We start from the raw sequence: 16,810 nt of genomic DNA, 5'->3' as shown, positions 1-16,810 counted from the left end.
GGGTAAAACTGCCGCGGGAATCGCCGCCTGTGGCGGTGACAGAAAGCGGCTCAGCTCCAGCCGCCGCCATAGGTGCGGTAGAAGACGTGCAGGCCGATGCGGCCGACCTTCTTCATCGTGCGCGCCCAGTCGGGGTGGACATAGACGGCATGATAATGCGTGGCGGAACCGACTTCCGGGAGCCATATCTTGCCGGCGGTCACGGCCATGGCCACTTCGCGTGCCATCTTCCAGTGGTATTCGGAGCGGATGCGGTCCTTGATATTGTCGCAGGCAAAGGAGAACTGGCAGCGGTTGCGCCAATCCTCGTTCTGGTAGACGACGTCGCAGATCGTATCGGGATAGGCCGGATTGCGGACGCGGTTCAGGATCACCTGGGCGACCGCCGCCTGGCCGCGGGCGGATTCGCCGCGCGCCTCGAAATAGATGCCGGAGGCGAGGCATTGCTGCTCGCGCGCCGAGAAGGAGGAAGGCGGCAGCGGCGTCGCAGCCCAGGCGTGATCATCGAGACCGATCGGCGGAATGAAGCGGCCGGCGCTCGGCTTTTCCTTTAGGATAGCGTCGAAGGGCGATTCCTTGGCGAAATCCCGCGCCGGGGCCGGCGCATAGGCGGTTGCCAGTACGTCGGCCTGATTGTTGTTGATGAGGCTCGCGATCATCGGCATAAGGTCGTCCTCAGGCTTCGGCTCGTCCTTCTTGCGGAAATAAAAGGAGGCGAGCTCGACCGGCTTCTCAGCCTTCGCAGCCTTGGCGAACTTCGCCAGTTCATCAGGGTTGTCGATGGGCAAAGTCAGGGAACTCGAACGTTGCAGCACGGAACCGGCAGAAAAGGCCTTGGGCGGCTGCATGGGCTCAATTGTGACAATGCGGCCCTTCTTGGCGGCGCGGTTGACGCGGTCTTCATCGGGGCGCGGATCGGAGGATTTTTTCTCGTCGACAAGTGCGATCTTGCGGCCGTCCGGAAGTTCGAGGCCAGCATTGCCGGAAACCGCGTTCTTCAGGCCGGGAAATGCGAGCGAGGCCTGATGGATCGAGCCCGCCGGCGAATCGGTCAGCACCATGCGCCATTGTTCGGCGCTGTCGAAACCGGTCAGAAGGTCGGCGAGATCGCCATGGGCGGGGGCGGAGGGGAAAACCAGCCAGCAGGCAAGGCCGAAGACGGCCGGAGAAGTCCATCCATTCAGTCCGGATGAGGACTTGCGACGCAAAACACTCTTCGAACGCAAAACCTTAAACTCCACAGGGCAACAAGAACCCGATGAAGATCAATCATTAACCTTGATGAGCGGTTAACGCCGGCTGCGGAAAACGCCCGACAGCCAGCCTGAATTAGCACATTCACATCAATGTCAGCGAAGGGCACGCCAATGGCGTGCCTCAGATGATGACATGCGAGCCGAGTTCGACGACGCGGTTGGCCGGCAGGTGGAAGTAGTCGGACGGGTCGGTCGCGGTGTTTGCCATGGCGATGAACAGCCGGTCCTGCCACATCGGCATGCCGGATTCGGCATCCGGCACCAACTTGCGGCGGCCGAGATAGAAAGAGGTCGACATGATGTCGAACTTGAAGCCCGTCTTGCGCAGATAGGCGAGCGCCTGCGAGACATTGTGCGACTGCATGAAGCCGAAGCGCAGTTCGATCAGCGTGAACCGCTCCGAGACCTTCTCGATCTTGAACCGCTCCTCAAGCGACACACGCGGCTTGTTGACCGTGACGATGGTCAGCACGACGTTCTTTTCGTGCAGGACGTGGTTGTGCTTGATGTTGTGCAACAGCGCGGCGGGCGCGGTTTCCGGATCGCTGGTCAGGAAGATCGCGACGCCGGGCACGGATACCGGCGCATGATCGCTCTTCTTCTCGACCATCGGAATGAAGGTTTCGAGCGGCACGTCGATGCGGCGGGTCTTTTCGAAGAGGATCGCGGTGCCGCGCTTCCAGGTCCACATGACGATGGTGAAGATGATCGCCATCATGACCGGAACCCAGCCGCCGTCGTGGATCTTCAAAAGGTTGGCACCGAGGAAGACCAGTTCCAGGGCAAGCAGCGGGGCCAGAATGCAGATCGCGAAAGTCTGCGGCCATTTCCATTTCACCCGCACGAATTCGAACGCCATCAGCGTGGTGACGACCATGGCGCCGGTCACCGAGATACCGTAGGCGGTGGCAAGCGATTCGGAACTTCCGAAGCCCAGGACCAGCGCGCTCACACCGACCAGAAGCAGGGTGTTGACCCCCGGCAGGAAGATCTGCCCGGTATTGGTCTCGGAGGTGATCAGGATCTGCATGCGCGGCAGATAGCCGAGATGGATCCCCTGGCGGACCAGCGAGAAAGCACCGGTGATCACCGCCTGGCTGGCGATGATGGTGGCCGCGGTCGCGAGAATGACCACCGGCAGCAGCGCCCATTGCGGGAACATCAGGTAGAACGGATCGGACATCGCTTCCGGGTGCTTCAGCACCAGAGCACCCTGCCCCAGATAGTTCAACGTCAGCGCCGGGAAGACGAGCGTGAACCATGCCCACTGGATCGGCCGTCGGCCGAAATGGCCAAGGTCCGCATAAAGCGCTTCGGCACCGGTAACCGTCAGGAAAACGGCGCCGAGGACGACGATGCCGACAAAACTTTCGTTCAGCATGAATTCGACCGCATAGACCGGATTAAAGGCCGCCAGGATGCTGTAATCGTCCGATATATGGGCGACGCCGCCGGCACCCATGACGATGAACCAGACGGCGGTGATCGGCCCGAAGAAGCGCGATACAAGACCCGTTCCCTTCGACTGGATGGTGAAAAGGCCAATCAGGATGCCGACCGAGATCGGTACCACGGCGCTGCTCATCGACGGCGCCACCAGCTTCAGACCCTCGACCGCGGACAGGACCGACAATGCCGGAGTGATCATCGCATCGCCAAGAAAAAGCGCGGCGCCGATGAGGCCGAGCAGCATCAACGTTGCCCTGTGGCCATTGGCGGTCTTGGTCAAAAGCGCAAGGAGCGAGAGCGTGCCGCCTTCGCCGTCGTTGTCGGCGCGCAGCAGGAAAAGCACGTATTTGAACGTGACGATGATCGTCAGCGTCCAGATCATCAGCGAGATGAGGCCGATGATCTCGAGTTCCGTGACGCCGTCGTGGGCGATCGGCTTCAGAGCCTCGCGGAATGCATAAAGCGGGCTCGTGCCGATGTCGCCGTAGACGACGCCGACGGAGCCGAGTGCGAGCGCAAAAAGGCCTTGGACCTTCGTTTTCTCGGCGTCGTGATGTTCAGCGGGGTGACCCATGGGGGATGTCCGGCTTAAAGCCAGCCTTTCCAGCGAAAGAAGAAAAAGGGGATGATGGCGGATAGAAGCATCGCCAGGATCGCGAGCGGATATCCGATATGCCACTCGAGTTCCGGCATGAATTTAAAGTTCATGCCGTAGATCGAGGCAACGAGCGTCGGAGGCAGGAACACGACCGACGCGATGGAGAATATCTTGATGATGGAGTTCTGCTCGACATTGATCAGCCCGAGCGAAGCATCCAGCAGAAAGGCGATGTTGCCGGCGATGTAAGAGGCATGTTCCGAAAGCGAATCGACATCCCGCGCAACGGTACGGCAGAGGTTGTCGTCGCTCTTGTCCTGGCTGATCAATGGCACGTTCATCAGAAAGGTCAACAGCCTGGCAAGCGAACCCAGGCTGTCGCGCACCTTGCTGATCAACCGGTGGTATTCGGCGATATCGGCGAGCTTGCGTTCCAGGAACTGCGGCGGGCGGCGCTTGCCGCGGTCGCGGAAGATGTCCGTCGACAGCGCATCGACGTGATCGACCGTCTGCTCGAGAATTTCGGCCGTGCGATCGGCGATGGTTTCAAGAAGTCTTGCCAGCAACGTGGCACCATCGCGCCCGGGTTCCGGCAGACGGCTCAAGCTGGCGATGAACAGCTGGAAGCTTTTCGGCTCGGCATAGCGCACGGTGATCAGCCGGCTGCCGGACAGGATGAAGGCGACGTCGGTGAGCTGCGGATCCTTGCCATCGGCACGCCAGACGAGCGATGCGGTCATGAACACCGAATCCTTCTCGATATAAAGGCGGCTCGAAGGCTCGATGTCCTTCAGATCCTCGCGGGTCGGGACTTGAATTCCGAGGAGGCCCTCGACATAGGCGTCTTCCTGCGGCGTCGGTTCGATCAGGTCGATCCAGACGATGTCGTCTGGAAGCCGGCGCAGCGCCTCGGCCGGCGCAAGCGTCTTCATCGAGCCAGTGGCGCTATAGACATTGATCAATCATGGTCTCCGACCGAAAGCTGTCGGCCTTGAACGAGAAGCGGGCTTGCCGGTTCCCGGGTTCCGGGACTGCCGGCCAGTCCCGGCGGGACGGGCCTATAGAGACAGCCATAGTCAAAATCAAGAGGCGTATAAATCTCTCATCGGGCACCGCAACATGACTCCCGCGTCAAATATGTTCAAGGGGGCTTCGGCGGTAAGACGATTCGCGGCCTACATCAAAGCCTTGGCCGGAAACCGCCGCCAAAGTGCCTGTCCATCGGCGCGAGGGAGGTATTCCGAAATGTTGAGGAACATATATGCGAATTTTTATTCGAAAACGATTGCCGGCGCCGGTCGCGGAGTGAGGCCACCAAGCTCGGCCCAGACCCTTGCGGCAATCTCACGGTAGATCTTTGCCGAGGCTCCTTCCGGATCGGAGGCGACGACGGGGGTGCCTGCATCGGAACGCTCGCGGATGTCGATCGTCAACGGAACCTCGCCCAGGAACGGCACGCCGATCCGCTCCGCCTCGCTTCTCGCGCCGCCATGGCCGAAGATGTCGTAGCGCTTGCCGGTATCGGGAGCGAGGAAATAGCTCATATTCTCGACGATGCCGAGCAGCGGCACCTCGACCTTTCGGAACATGGCGATCCCCTTGCGCGCATCGAGAAGCGCCAGGTCCTGCGGCGTAGAAACGATCACTGCGCCGGCCAGAGGCACCTGCTGGGCCATGGTGAGCTGAACATCGCCGGTGCCCGGCGGCATGTCGACGACGAGCACGTCGAGGTCTCCCCAGGCGACTTCGCGCAGCATCTGCAGGAGCGCCGACTGGACCATCGGCCCACGCCAGATCATCGCCGTCTCCTCATCAACGAGGAAGCCCATCGACATGGCCTTCAGCCCGTAATTCTCCATCGGCTTGATGATGCGGTTTTCGATCTGCTGCGGACGGCCGGTGATCTTCAGGAGGCGCGGCACGGAAGGCCCATAGATATCGGCATCGAGAATGCCGACCCGCAGGCCGTTCGCCTGAAGCCCGAGGGCGAGATTGACCGCCGTCGTCGACTTGCCGACGCCGCCCTTGCCGGACGCCACTGCGATGATGGCACCGACACCCGGGACACCAGGCTTTTCCCGCTGCGGCGGTTGGGCCGGCTGCTGGCCTTGGGGCGGATGGCTATGGCCGTGATCATGGGCGTGCCCATGCGAATGCGAATGGACGGCCGGAGCGGCGGGCTGCGGACGCGGCGGCGGAGCGGAGCCCGCCTTGCGGTCCGCCGTCAGCGTCACCAGCGCTCCCTTGACGCCTGGCATTGCCTTGACGGTGCGTTCCGCAGCCACCCGCAACGGCTCCAACTCGTTTGCCCGCGCTGCCGGGACTGTAATCGAGAAATAGACCTTGTTTTCGGAGATGAAGACGTCCGAGACCATGCCGCGCGAGACGATATCGCCTTCGAGGTCCGGTCCGCGCACCTTCGCCAGAACCGCCAGAACTTCCTCTTTGGTCACGTCGGCCATGATGTCAAAACTCCCAAATGCCTGATGCGATACCGATCCCTCGAAACGGGATGTCGCGTTCGCAGATATATAGGAGTTCGGCATTGCCGGGAGCAAGCAAGATAAACCGCCGTTCGATCGGCAGCCATGTGGCGCACTGATCGAACGGCAGCTTTTCTTGTCACGCCTCTTGGGGCGCTTGCAGTCCCCTCTGGACCTGCCCCTACAGAAGCACGAAACATGCCAGACGGGAAGATACTTCCTATTGATGAGCTTTTTCAACCACTTCCGGCCAAAGGCCCTGCTGCGGCGCAGCATCCCCTGACAGACAGCATATTTTGCACCAGTCAATGCTTGAGCAGTGGTGAAATTTTGTGCACTGCAGCACTCGATTTGGTTATTTGATCAAACCGATTCTGAGCGCCTTGGCGACTGCCTGTGTGCGGTTGACCGTGTCCAGCTTCTTGGCCGCCCGATTGAGGTAATGGTTGACCGTATGTTCGGAGAGGCCGAGGATTTCTGCGATCTCCGCGCTGGTCTTGCCGGCGGCCGTCCAGTTGAGGCAGTCGATCTCGCGGTCGGTCAGCACGTCCGTGGTGCGCACATCGAGGTTGCGGATTTCCGCCAGGCGCTCGAAGACGTGGATGGAGATGTACATCAACTCCATCATCTGCTGGTGGTTGAACAGCAGGCCATCGCCTGCAAAAGAAACGGCACCGCGGCTGCCGGACATGTCATGGACCGGAAAATAAGCGCCACGGACGAGACCGAACCTTCCGAACATGCCGCGCACGACCGGTCCTTGCCGCTCGGGCGGCACCGTATCTAGATCGAAGGTGAACGGGATCGTAGAGACGCGCAGCCGCCGAAGCACGGGGCTGGTCTGCATCATGCCTTCGCGGTCGAAAAGAGACATCAGTTCCGCAGGCCAGTTGGTAATTACCGTGTTGTTCGATAATTCGAGGGACGTGGCGTGAGGCAGGTTGAGGACCATGAAGGCGCGGCAGCCGTAGTGTCCCGCTGTCCGCTTCATGAACCGGAACACGTCGAACTGTGTCTTGAGATCAGCAATTTCTCCGACACTTCCGCCAAAGACACGAGGTTCTTCTGCTTTCTCGGTATTGGCCATCATCTGCTTCTCTGCCCGCCGGGTCGCGTCGAGCGATTCCTGGTATTTCCCATGCATCCGCCCAATCCGGTCCTTCGCGTTACCCGCCTCCGACGCTTAGAACGGAAAAGGCTCTCCGGATTTGCCCGGATAGTTCCCGCCGAACGTGCCTTCGTGGTGGAGGCTACTATTTCAGATTTTAATTAGATGCTAAATTTGTGGTTATTATCAATTCCGAGAAAATGGTGACCTCAAATATCAACTTCGGACAATGGTGACATCTACTCGGATTTGCAAACCTTTGCATGCCTCCAGCCGTTTGTCAGGAGATAATTGTTGGGGATCAAATCACCTATGCCGGGAGTTTGCCGACTCTCGCCTGTCGATGATACTAATCGATCCCCTCGGCATGCAATTGGAGATTTCAAGTGGCGACCACACACGCTTTCGAAGGCCGTGTCCTTTCTTCCTCCCTCTGCGAACTCGGAGAAGGCCCCTCCTTCGAGTCGGAAACGGAAACGCTCTGGTGGTTCGATATTCTCGGCAAGGGATTGCACGAATTGCATCTGCCGACCGGGCGGGAGATCGTGCATGCGTTGCCGGTGATGGGCAGTGCGCTTGCCTCGATCGACGCCGCCCGACAGCTGATTGCGAGCGACAAGGGGATCTTCATCCGTGACCGCGCGACCGGCGGGCTATCCCTCTATCGCGAACTGGAGCCGGAAAAGCCAGGCAACCGCTCGAACGACGGAAGGGTACACCCCTCCGGCAGCCTCTGGATCGGAACGATGGGAAGGAAGGCCGAGGACAACGCCGGTGCTATCTATCATGTCCGCCAGGGCGAGGTGACAAAGCTGTTCGACCGCATCAGCATCCCCAACTCGATCTGCTTCTCGCCCGATGGTGCGATCGGTTATTACACAGACACGCGCGTTAACCGGTTGATGCGTGTGTCCCTCGACCCTGCGACAGGCCTGCCAAACGGCGAAGCTGAGCTCCTGATCGACGAGAACGGCAGGCCGGGCGGCATCGACGGGTCGATCTGCGCCAGCGACGGAACGATCTGGAACGCCCGCTGGGGCGAGGGCGCCGTCGACCATTATTCGGCTGACGGGCGGCATCTGTCGCGTCACCTGCTGCCAGCGAAACGCACCACCTGCCCTGCCTTCATCGGCAAGGGCCGGCTGGCCGTGACTTCGGCCCGGGAGGGACTGGACGAGGCCGCTCTCACTGCCGATCCGCTCGCCGGTTCGCTGTTCGAAATCGCCGTTTCCATTCAATGCGATCCGGAGCCCGTTTATCGCCTCTGAAAATGCAAAGGTGTGCCAAACTAGCAAAACACAAAAAAGTTCCAGCTCAAACGCCTAAATTTTCAGCAATCATGCCCGGAACCAATCGGTCTTCATAACATTCTCCTCTCGAACCAGCGCGGTCGGAGAGCTCCATCGGAGCGGCCGCGTGTTCACAGATAAAGTTGAGCAGAGGAAGGTAGGTTCGTTATGAAGAAGACCCTTAGCACGATGGCAGCCGTTGTTCTTTTGGCGTCCACCGCCATTGCACCGGCATTTGCCCAGACCCAGCCGGCGGCGCCGGCCTCCCCGGCTCCGGCAGCCCCCGCCGCCCCGATGGCCCCGGCTGCGAAACCGGCTGACAGCGCCGCAACGCCGGCTCCGAAGACCGGCACCGCCACCGCAGCTGCTTCCGGCGGTTACCTGACCGAACAGGCGGAAACCCAGATCAGCGCCAATGATTATATCGGCAAGTCGATCTACAACGCCGAAAACAAGAGCATCGGAGACGTCAACGACCTCATTCTTGAAGAAGACGGCGGCATCGTTGCTGCTGTGATCGGCGTCGGCGGCTTCCTCGGCATCGGTGAGAAGGAAGTTGCTCTTCCGATGGACAAGATCACCATGACACGTGATGCGGAAAACAAAAACGAAGTCCGTCTGACCACCACGGAAACGGCAGAAGCCCTTCAGGCCGCTCCGGAATTTAAGACCCTGGCAGACAAGCAGGCGGAAACCGACCGGACAACCACGTCCTCCACCGGCACCTCGATGCCTGCAGGCGGCGCCACTAACCCGTCGACGACACCGGCTGCCCCGAGCAAATAACCGCTCGGTCGGCCAAGGGTCCGGAACGGGCGACACGTCGTCACCCGAAACGGGGCGGTACCACGGGTGCCGCCCCTTTTTGCATTGAGAAGAAGACGCATCTGAACGGCCGAATGACTAGCGCTTCACATCCTGGAGGCGCTCCGCGGCTTCCGGCAACCTTCCACGCCCGCGCCATCGTAACTGCGATTGAACGCTGCGAGGAAGTATTTACATCCGGTTGCATCACAATTAATAATGCACGCCTGCGGGAGCGAGGGGTTCAACATGCCATTCTTCGTTATTGCCGGTAAATTTCATTGCGTGAACTATTCTCCCGACGGGGACACAATTCGATTTGCGCCGAATGACCTTTCAGAGCTGGCGCTTCTCCAGGGCGTTCCAGCCAAGGTGAATGCTCGCGGGCATACGAGCGTGCGCGTCGAGGGTATCGATGCTCTGGAAACCCATTATGGCGGCCGACACCAGCCTTTGGCGCTGGCAAACGAGGCTCGCAACGCCCTCCTTGGCTTTCTCGGCATAAGCGACGTCGTTTGGGACACCAATCAATCAAGCGTGCTTTCAGCCAGGGATGGGGTCGAGGGCTATATTCTCGCTCGCGCTACCGACAAGTTCGGACGCATCATCGCTTTCCTCTTCCCTGGCGCGCCATCCAGCTCCAGCGGCTCCGACGTATTCCTTCGACCTGCCATGCTCGAAGCAAGCCTCAACCGGTTCATGCTGTCGGAAGGACTGGCTTTCCCCACCTATTACCAAACGCTTTTCGGCGAATTGCGCACGGCGCTGACCCAGACAGTCCAGCAAGCCCGCGCCGCAAACCGGGGAGTATACGCCGTCGACCGCACCAATACCCTATCTACCATCGAAAACATCGGATCCTTGACGGAAACGCTCGTGCTGATGCCGAAACTCTTTCGTCGCGCGTCGGACTATGTGGCTGAGGCGGGAACGATCAGAGGCTTCAAGGCCGCATTGGAGCTCAACGAGGAACCCGTTCTCGACCTTGTCGAGCTTAACTACACGCATTTCGATACGTTCATCGAGGAGGTCGGCGACCAGATACGTCTGACGCGCAAGCCGGAGGACCTTGTATTCGATCCGATGCCGGAACGGCCGGGCGGGGAATTCAGGGCGATGGTCAAGGAAATAGAGCCCGCTCTCTAGGAGGGGAGCGCTTCAAGCCCGTTCGATGGTCATGAAGTCGCGGTAGTGTTCCTGGAGGTAGCGCATGGTGACGGCGCTATCGGCCGGTCTGCCGTAATAATAGCCCTGTCCCATCGCGCAGCCGAGCTCGTTAAGCTTGTCCGCATCGGCCTTTTCCTCGATGCCTTCCGCTACCACGGCCAGATTGAGGCCGTCGCACATGGCGATGATCGCCTTGACGATGTGTTCCGATGCGCGGTCCGTGGTGATGCGCGAGACGAAGGCACGGTCGATCTTCACCTTGTCGAAGGTGAAGTCGCGCAACCGCCCCAGGCTCGACTGGCCCGTGCCGAAATCGTCGAGCGAGATGCGCACGCCCTGCTGGCGGAGATCGGTAATGATGCGCTGCGCCGTATCGGCCGAGGTCATCACCGCCGTTTCGGTAATTTCCAGCTCCAGCCGGTGGGGATCAAGGCCAACGCGTGCCAGGGTCGCGAGGATGGTCTCGGTTGTGCCGGGGTCCATCAGCTGCGCTGAAGAGAGGTTGAAGGAGAGGAAAAGCTCGCGCGGCCAGGAGAGTGCCGCCTCCGCAGCCTTGTGCAGTAACGTTTCAGAAAGCGCGTCAATAAAACCGCGCTCTTCGGCAAGGGGCACAAAAACCGCGGGCGAGACGAAGCCGAGATCGGCATCGATCCAGCGCGCGAGCGCCTCGAAACCGACCACTCCGCCATCGCTGATGCGCACGATCGGCTGAAAATGGACATCCACGGCATCGGCGATGATGGCGTTGCGAAGCGCCTGTTCCAGCTGTGTCGCCCGCTTCATCTCCTGGGCGATCTCGCGGGAGTAGACGGTGATCTGTCCGCGGCCGCGGCGTTTCGAGCGGTAGAGCGCGGTTTCGGCGCTTTTCAGCAGTTCCTCGAAATCCTCGCCGGCGAAAGGATAGATCGCAAAGCCGAAGGAGGCCGAAAGGCGAACGTTGCGGTCGCCGAGATCGTAGGGGGCGGACAGGACGTCCTTGATCATCTGGCCGATACGCTCAGCCCCGATGCGCTCGAAGACCAGAGGCAGGATGAAGGCAAATTCGTCGCCGTCATGGCGGGTGACGGTCGCGCCGTCCGGAATGCAGGCTTTCAGGCGATGGGCGACCTGGCAGAGGATTTCGTCGCCCGCTTCGGCGCCGAACAGATCGTTGATCGGCTTGAAACCGTCGAGATTGGCAATGCAGATGGTAAAGGGTGCAGGATCCTGAGCTCGCTCGGCGGCCAGCACGCGCACCTTATCGCGCAGGCGGTATCGGTTTCCAAGACCCGTCAGGGCGTCACTGTAGGCCATCGCCTGCAGTTCATTCTGGCTGACCTGCGGCAATGGGTTTCCCGCCGACTTCATGAATAATCCCGTTGCGCTTCACAGACCGGCGCAGGATGCGGGAAAAAGATTAAAAAATCATGGCCCTGGCTTAACTTACATGAACGGATTGATTAATCGGTTAAGCATACGACTGCCTTGCGGAGATGCCGAGAAATGTCTGAAAGACGGCTTCCAGCGCCTCGGGGCTTATCGGCTTGAGGATCACCTCGTTCATGCCGGAGGCGAAACATTGGTCGCGATCGTAGTCGAAGGCCTGGGGAAGTACGCCGATGATCGGAATGGAGTTTTCGATCGTCTCGAGGTTCCGGATGCGGACGCTTGCCTCGAAACCGCTCAGCTTCGGCAGGGTGATGTCCATCAGGATCAGCCGCGGCGACCGCTCCTGCCAGAGCCGGACCGCTTCTTCGCCGTCGGCGGCGATCGCATAACGATAACCCAAGCCCTCGAGGATCTGCGAAAAGACGATCTGGTTCACTCCGTTGTCTTCGGCGACCAGGATGTCGATGGCCGCGTTTTCGCCGGCTTGCGAGGCGGTATGCCAATCCTCTTTTGACCCGACTTCAGTCGTCGCGGGCTGGCTGAACTGACGCGTGACGGCGGCGGCGAGTTCTCGCTTCACCCGGAAGCCATCGATCGCCAATGCAGCTATGCCTTGCCGCTGGACGATTTCAAGGCAGTGCTTGCCGGCCAGCGTATCGACGACGACGAGATCGATTGCGATACCGGCTTCTTCTGCGAGCTGCAGGAAGAGTTCCAGTTCCTCACCGTCTGAAACCGAAGAGGTGTCAAATCCCAGATCGGCGAGAATTTCCAGAGCCTCGGCACCCGTCCGCGGATCGGAGGAGGCGACAAGGACCTTGCGGCGGGGAAGACTGCTCGTATCGGACGCAATCGCCGCCTTCCCCGGTACGTCGCGCTCCTGCCGGGCCAGCGAAGTGGTGATCAAACCGCCCCGGCTCATGCGGGGCTTGATCTGCTCGCCGTCTCCATCGGTTGCGACCAGGCCAGTAATGTCTTCCATGGCGGTGACCAGGTAATACCGGCCCGGTTTTCCGATACGGTATTTGTTGGCGATGATGACGACCTGCGAGCCGTCCGGCCGGATCACCAGTTCGGACATCTGCTGGGGCTCGCCAAGATCGAGGACCCCGCGATTGATACGGTCTAGGCGCTGTTCGACCTGCGGGGGATGAACATCGGATCCCTTGCGACCGAGAATCGCCTCTGGCGGCATATCGAGGAAGCTCGCGGCCATCTTGTTGACGGCGACGAAGGTCAGACTGCTGTCCTTGACGGTAATTGGGAACGGCAGGTTGTCGAGCACCTCTTCGGTGATCTGCACCCGTTCCATGTCGGCACGCCACTGCTCCTCGCGTTTCTTGTGATCCGAGATATCCCTGATGACGCAGACGCCGTAACCGGACGACAGGCGGCGCTTGGTGAAGCTCAGCCAGCGATCGGTGCCGCGACGTTCCTGCGACTCGGCCCGTTCCTTCCAGAGAGTGGCGATCTGCTCGGCAACCCAATCCTCACGGCTCAGCATCCGGCGCGGTCCGGAGGTCTCGGCCAGGAACCGCCCGCCGCCATCGTAAATGGCCCCGAGGAAGTCCCGAAGGCGTGTACCGGGGGTCAGAAAGGTCTTGGGGACCGGCAGGAGGGTCAGCAATTGCTGGCTCGCAAAGACGATCAGGTCATTCTTGTCGTAGACAAATACACCGCCCGAAATGCCCTCGGAAATCACTTCGAGCATGACAGCTTGAATGTTTGCGTCCGCCGACGCCAAATCATTCATAGGATGGGACTCCCCGTATGCTTTTTCGGACCGGATAAAGGCCGGGCCGTAATGCCGATATTCGCCTCTCGGCGTTATTCCTTCTAGTTTTCGTCTGGTCGGCGCGGGAACATGCTGGCTCCAAGTCCTCAACGAGTAATCAGGGCTCGCATGACGGTGCCCAGCTGGCCGCCATTCCGATCACCCGCGGGAAGCTGGCGCCTCCCCGGTTTCATCCAAGGTCAATACGGGACAAATTATCGCCTTTATCTTAAAGCCGGATTAATGAACAGCCGTGCATCAACCCTGGATGTCATTCCATCGGTTTGGGAAAGGTACGATCCGGGCTTTCCTTCCGGCGCCGAATCCGGGAAAATGGCTCATGTCCGTCAAACAGTTGCCCGAGACCCTGATCAACCAGATTGCTGCCGGCGAAGTCATCGAAAGGCCCGCCAGCGCCGCGAAGGAACTGATCGAAAACGCTATCGATGCCGGCGCGACCCGCATCGAGATCGCCACCGCCGGCGGCGGCAAAAGCCTGATCCGCATCACCGACAACGGCTCCGGCATGGATGCGGCCGATCTCGATCTTGCGGTACGGCGGCACTGCACATCGAAAATATCCGAGACGCTCGACGACATCCGCACGCTCGGCTTCCGCGGCGAGGCCCTGCCCTCGATCGGTTCGGTGGCGAAACTCACCATCACCAGCCGCCGCAACGGTCATTCGGAAGGATCGCAGGTGGCGGTGATCGGCGGCAAGATGTCCGGCGTGAAACCGGCGCCCGCCAATACCGGCACAGTCGTCGAGGTGCGCGACATCTTTTTCGCGACGCCGGCGCGGCTGAAATTTCTCAAGACTGAAAAGGCCGAGGCCGGCGCTATCACCGAGGTGGTGAAACGCATGGCGATCGCCTTCCCGCAGATCCGCTTCGTGCTGTCAGGCTCTGACCGCACCACGCTGGAATTCCCGGCAACCGGCGACGACCACCTCGCCCGCATGGCGCAGATCCTTGGTACCGATTTCCGCGACAACGCGATCGAGATCGACGCGATGCGCGAAGATGTCGGGCTCTCCGGCTTCGTCGGGGTGCCGACTTTCCATCGCGGCAACTCGGCGCATCAATATGCCTTCGTCAACGGACGGCCAGTGCAGGACAAGCTGATCCTGTCGGCCCTGCGCGGCGCCTATGCGGAAAGCGTACCCTCCGGCCGTTATCCTGTCGCGGTCCTGTCGATCACGCTCGATCCGGCGCTGGTGGACGTCAACGTGCATCCGGCCAAATCCGACGTGCGCTTTCGCGATCCGGGCCTGGTGCGGGGCCTGATCGTCGGGGCGATCCGCGAGGCGCTGCATCGCGAAGGCGACCGAGCGGCGACGACCGGGACATCAGGCATGATGCGCGCTTTCCGCCCCGGCTTCCAGCCGGCTCAGGCGGCGCCGCGCACCCCCTGGGCAGCGGCCTCTTCGCCATCCAGGCCGCTTTATCCCCAGCCAGCCAACGACTTTGCCGAGCAGGTGCAATCCGGTTTCGACGTGCTGACCATGCCGGCCGCACGCGCCGATGCGTCGATCGCGGAACCCGCTCCGAGGACGGCTGCCGAAGAGGCACCGCGTTATCGTCTGGGTGCCGCGCGGGCGCAGGTCCACGAAAACTATATCGTCGCGCAGACCGAGGACGGGCTGGTCATCGTCGATCAGCATGCCGCCCATGAACGGCTGGTGTTCGAGGCGATGCGCAAGGCGCTCGACAACAAGCGGCTGGCGAGCCAGGTCCTCCTGATCCCCGAGATCATCGACCTGCCGGAAGAGGATTGCGACCGGCTGATGGCAAATGCGACGGAGCTCGACCGGCTGGGCCTGGCGATCGAACGGTTCGGCCCCGGTGCTGTCGCAGTGCGCGAGACGCCTGCCATGCTCGGCGAAGTCGATGCAGCCTCGATGGTCCGCGATCTTGCCGACGAGATCGCCGAGTGGAACACGGCCGGGGGCCTGCGCGGCAAGCTCGAATATGTCGCCGCCACCATGGCCTGCCACGGCTCGGTGCGTTCCGGCCGGCGGCTGCGGCCGGAGGAGATGAATGCGCTTTTGCGGGAAATGGAGGCCACGCCCGGCTCCGGCACCTGCAATCACGGCCGGCCAACCTATATCGAACTCAAGCTTTCCGACATCGAACGGCTCTTCGGCCGAAGCTGAAAAAGCTGGCAATTCAGGCACAATCGGGTTAGAGCAGGCGCCATGTTTTTCCGCAGGAGACGACAGATGAACCGGTTCGAGGGAAGCGGGTTCCGCGAAGCGAAGATCCGGTATCTCGACGGCGACTACCAGATCCTGACGGCCGGCTCCTATGTCATATGCGCCATGACGGGCGCGCAGATCCCGATCGACGAATTGCGTTACTGGAGCGTCGCTCGGCAGGAACCCTATGTCGATTGCGCCTCCTCATTGGAAGCCGACAAGCGCGCCGGCATACTGCCGAACCAGAGCCGCGGCTAAACCTTCGCGGCGTTTCCTTCCCTGATACGCCGCTCTCGGAAATTGGCGATCGCTGTGTCGATGATCTTGCCCGGTGCCTGCGGATCGTCGAATGCCATATCGACCTCGACCACACTCACCTTGTTCGCCAGTTCCTCCATGCGCCCGTGATGTCCCTGAAGCCGCACCGCATCCTTGGCAGTGGTCACAAGGGTCAAACCGTCCTTGGCAGCATCATCGAGAAGGTCCGAGATCTCGTCCTCGCTGAAATAGTGATGGTCCGGAAAGTCGCGTTTTTCCATGATCAAGCCGCCGACCTGCTGGACGGTGCGGTAGAACTTTTCCGGATCGGCAATGCCCGCGAAGGCGAACAGCGCCTTGCCGGCGATTTCGCGATTTTCGCGGGGCTTCAGCGCCGCAACGTAGATCTGCTTGCCGGCGCGTGCGGCCTGGCGCACCAGCCGGTCGGCTGCCTCGCCGTTGCCGACCTTCAAGATCGCCGAGAGCTGGCGCATCTGTTCCGGGATCGGCGCTCTCACCGGTCCGCCGGGCACGAGATGGCCGTTGCCGATACCACGCACCGTGTCGATGACCACGAGCGCGAAATCGAGCGCCAGCCGGGCGCTCTGGAAGCCGTCGTCCATGATGATCAGGTCGGCGCCTTCCGCGACCAGCTTGTGGGCGCCGTCGACCCGGGTGCGGGAAATCACCGTCAGCGTTTCGCGGCAGAGCAGCAGCGCCTCGTCGCCCACCGCCTCGGCCCGATGATGCTCGGGATCGACCACGGTCGTGACATCGAGCGAGCCGCCGTAACCGCGGCTCAGGAAACCCGGCTTCAGACCTTTTTCCTTGGCGGCGCGGGCAAGCGTGATCGCGGTCGGCGTCTTGCCGGCCCCGCCGACGGTGAAATTGCCGATGCAGATCACCGGCACAGGAACGCTGGCACGCCTGGCTTTCGCCATGCGGCGGCCGGCGATCCGGCCATAGAGAAACGAAACGGGGGCAAGGCCCCAGGCACGCCAATCCGCTTTCGTCCACCAGAATGGCGGTGCTTCCGATACCATGCTCTAAAGTCTCCGG

13 protein-coding genes are annotated in these 16,810 nt (G+C 61.1%); 5 read left to right on the top strand and 8 right to left on the bottom strand.

The genetic code is table 11. The annotated features are described in order from the left end of the window. Positions 1-50: 50 nt before the first annotated feature. From J2857_RS14540 to J2857_RS14520, 5 genes are all read right to left on the bottom strand, one after another. The gene (locus J2857_RS14540) at positions 51-1,208 is read right to left on the bottom strand and encodes a cell wall hydrolase (RefSeq protein ID WP_306864000.1); all 1,158 of its coding nucleotides are present in this window, start codon (positions 1,206-1,208) and stop codon (positions 51-53) included. A gap of 169 nt (positions 1,209-1,377) precedes the next feature. Next, a complete protein-coding gene (locus tag J2857_RS14535; RefSeq protein WP_210010835.1) occupies positions 1,378-3,279 on the bottom strand; it encodes a potassium transporter Kup in 1,902 nt (633 codons plus the stop codon). A gap of 14 nt (positions 3,280-3,293) precedes the next feature. Next, positions 3,294-4,265, bottom strand: coding sequence for a magnesium transporter CorA family protein (locus J2857_RS14530; protein WP_373426717.1), 972 nt, complete (start codon positions 4,263-4,265; stop codon positions 3,294-3,296). Positions 4,266-4,574: 309 nt separating this feature from the next. Then, on the bottom strand, positions 4,575-5,765 hold the full coding sequence (gene apbC, locus J2857_RS14525; protein ID WP_210010834.1) for an iron-sulfur cluster carrier protein ApbC: 1,191 nt from the start codon (positions 5,763-5,765) through the stop codon (positions 4,575-4,577). Positions 5,766-6,141: 376 nt separating this feature from the next. Then, a complete protein-coding gene (locus J2857_RS14520) occupies positions 6,142-6,873 on the bottom strand; it encodes a helix-turn-helix transcriptional regulator (RefSeq protein ID WP_210011678.1) in 732 nt (243 codons plus the stop codon). 407 nt (positions 6,874-7,280) lie between these two features. Between J2857_RS14520 and J2857_RS14515 the strand changes: the two genes are divergently transcribed. From J2857_RS14515 to J2857_RS14505, 3 genes are all read left to right on the top strand, one after another. Continuing rightward, positions 7,281-8,162 carry an SMP-30/gluconolactonase/LRE family protein gene (locus J2857_RS14515; RefSeq protein WP_210010833.1) on the top strand — a complete coding sequence of 294 codons (882 nt, stop codon included), beginning with the start codon at positions 7,281-7,283 and terminating at the stop codon, positions 8,160-8,162. A 189-nt stretch (positions 8,163-8,351) separates the two neighbouring features. Further along, on the top strand, positions 8,352-8,969 hold the full coding sequence (locus J2857_RS14510; RefSeq protein ID WP_210010832.1) for a PRC-barrel domain-containing protein: 618 nt from the start codon (positions 8,352-8,354) through the stop codon (positions 8,967-8,969). A gap of 267 nt (positions 8,970-9,236) precedes the next feature. Then, positions 9,237-10,133, top strand: a complete 897-nt coding sequence (locus J2857_RS14505; protein ID WP_210010831.1) for a thermonuclease family protein — start codon at positions 9,237-9,239, stop codon at positions 10,131-10,133. A 12-nt stretch (positions 10,134-10,145) separates the two neighbouring features. Here the strand turns inward: J2857_RS14505 and J2857_RS14500 are convergent, their stop codons facing one another. Then, positions 10,146-11,501, bottom strand: coding sequence for a putative bifunctional diguanylate cyclase/phosphodiesterase (locus J2857_RS14500; protein ID WP_210010830.1), 1,356 nt, complete (start codon positions 11,499-11,501; stop codon positions 10,146-10,148). A 100-nt stretch (positions 11,502-11,601) separates the two neighbouring features. Then, entirely contained in the window at positions 11,602-13,275 is a 1,674-nt protein-coding gene (locus tag J2857_RS14495) for a response regulator (protein ID WP_210010829.1), read from the bottom strand. 361 nt (positions 13,276-13,636) lie between these two features. Between J2857_RS14495 and mutL the strand changes: the two genes are divergently transcribed. Further along, positions 13,637-15,451 carry a DNA mismatch repair endonuclease MutL gene (gene mutL, locus J2857_RS14490; RefSeq protein WP_210010828.1) on the top strand — a complete coding sequence of 605 codons (1,815 nt, stop codon included), beginning with the start codon at positions 13,637-13,639 and terminating at the stop codon, positions 15,449-15,451. Positions 15,452-15,517: 66 nt separating this feature from the next. Continuing rightward, positions 15,518-15,751 carry a DUF2093 domain-containing protein gene (locus J2857_RS14485; protein ID WP_046630976.1) on the top strand — a complete coding sequence of 78 codons (234 nt, stop codon included), beginning with the start codon at positions 15,518-15,520 and terminating at the stop codon, positions 15,749-15,751. Here J2857_RS14485 and lpxK read toward each other — a convergent pair. After that, positions 15,748-16,794, bottom strand: a complete 1,047-nt coding sequence (gene lpxK, locus J2857_RS14480; protein ID WP_210010827.1) for a tetraacyldisaccharide 4'-kinase — start codon at positions 16,792-16,794, stop codon at positions 15,748-15,750. The two genes, J2857_RS14485 and lpxK, sit on opposite strands and share 4 nt — an antisense overlap. Positions 16,795-16,810 lie beyond the last annotated feature (16 nt).

It is taken from the genome of Neorhizobium galegae (genome assembly GCF_017877055.1).
Taxonomy (GTDB): domain Bacteria; phylum Pseudomonadota; class Alphaproteobacteria; order Rhizobiales; family Rhizobiaceae; genus Neorhizobium; species Neorhizobium galegae_D.
The sequence above is the reverse complement of the archived record's forward strand: the minus strand, read 5'-3'. Positions and strand labels throughout refer to the sequence as shown.

Bases quoted from the DNA above. Each gene is read 5' to 3' on its own strand.
- J2857_RS14505 (WP_210010831.1), top strand. From the start codon at position 9,237: ATGCCATTCTTCGTTATTGCCGGTAAATTTCATTGCGTGAACTATTCT.
- J2857_RS14500 (WP_210010830.1), bottom strand. From the start codon at position 11,501: ATGAAGTCGGCGGGAAACCCATTGCCGCAGGTCAGCCAGAATGAACTG.
- J2857_RS14535 (WP_210010835.1), bottom strand. From the start codon at position 3,279: ATGGGTCACCCCGCTGAACATCACGACGCCGAGAAAACGAAGGTCCAA.
- J2857_RS14510 (WP_210010832.1), top strand. From the start codon at position 8,352: ATGAAGAAGACCCTTAGCACGATGGCAGCCGTTGTTCTTTTGGCGTCC.
- apbC (WP_210010834.1), bottom strand. From the start codon at position 5,765: ATGGCCGACGTGACCAAAGAGGAAGTTCTGGCGGTTCTGGCGAAGGTG.
- mutL (WP_210010828.1), top strand. From the start codon at position 13,637: ATGTCCGTCAAACAGTTGCCCGAGACCCTGATCAACCAGATTGCTGCC.
- J2857_RS14495 (WP_210010829.1), bottom strand. From the start codon at position 13,275: ATGAATGATTTGGCGTCGGCGGACGCAAACATTCAAGCTGTCATGCTC.
- J2857_RS14520 (WP_210011678.1), bottom strand. From the start codon at position 6,873: ATGGCCAATACCGAGAAAGCAGAAGAACCTCGTGTCTTTGGCGGAAGT.
- lpxK (WP_210010827.1), bottom strand. From the start codon at position 16,794: ATGGTATCGGAAGCACCGCCATTCTGGTGGACGAAAGCGGATTGGCGT.
- J2857_RS14485 (WP_046630976.1), top strand. From the start codon at position 15,518: ATGAACCGGTTCGAGGGAAGCGGGTTCCGCGAAGCGAAGATCCGGTAT.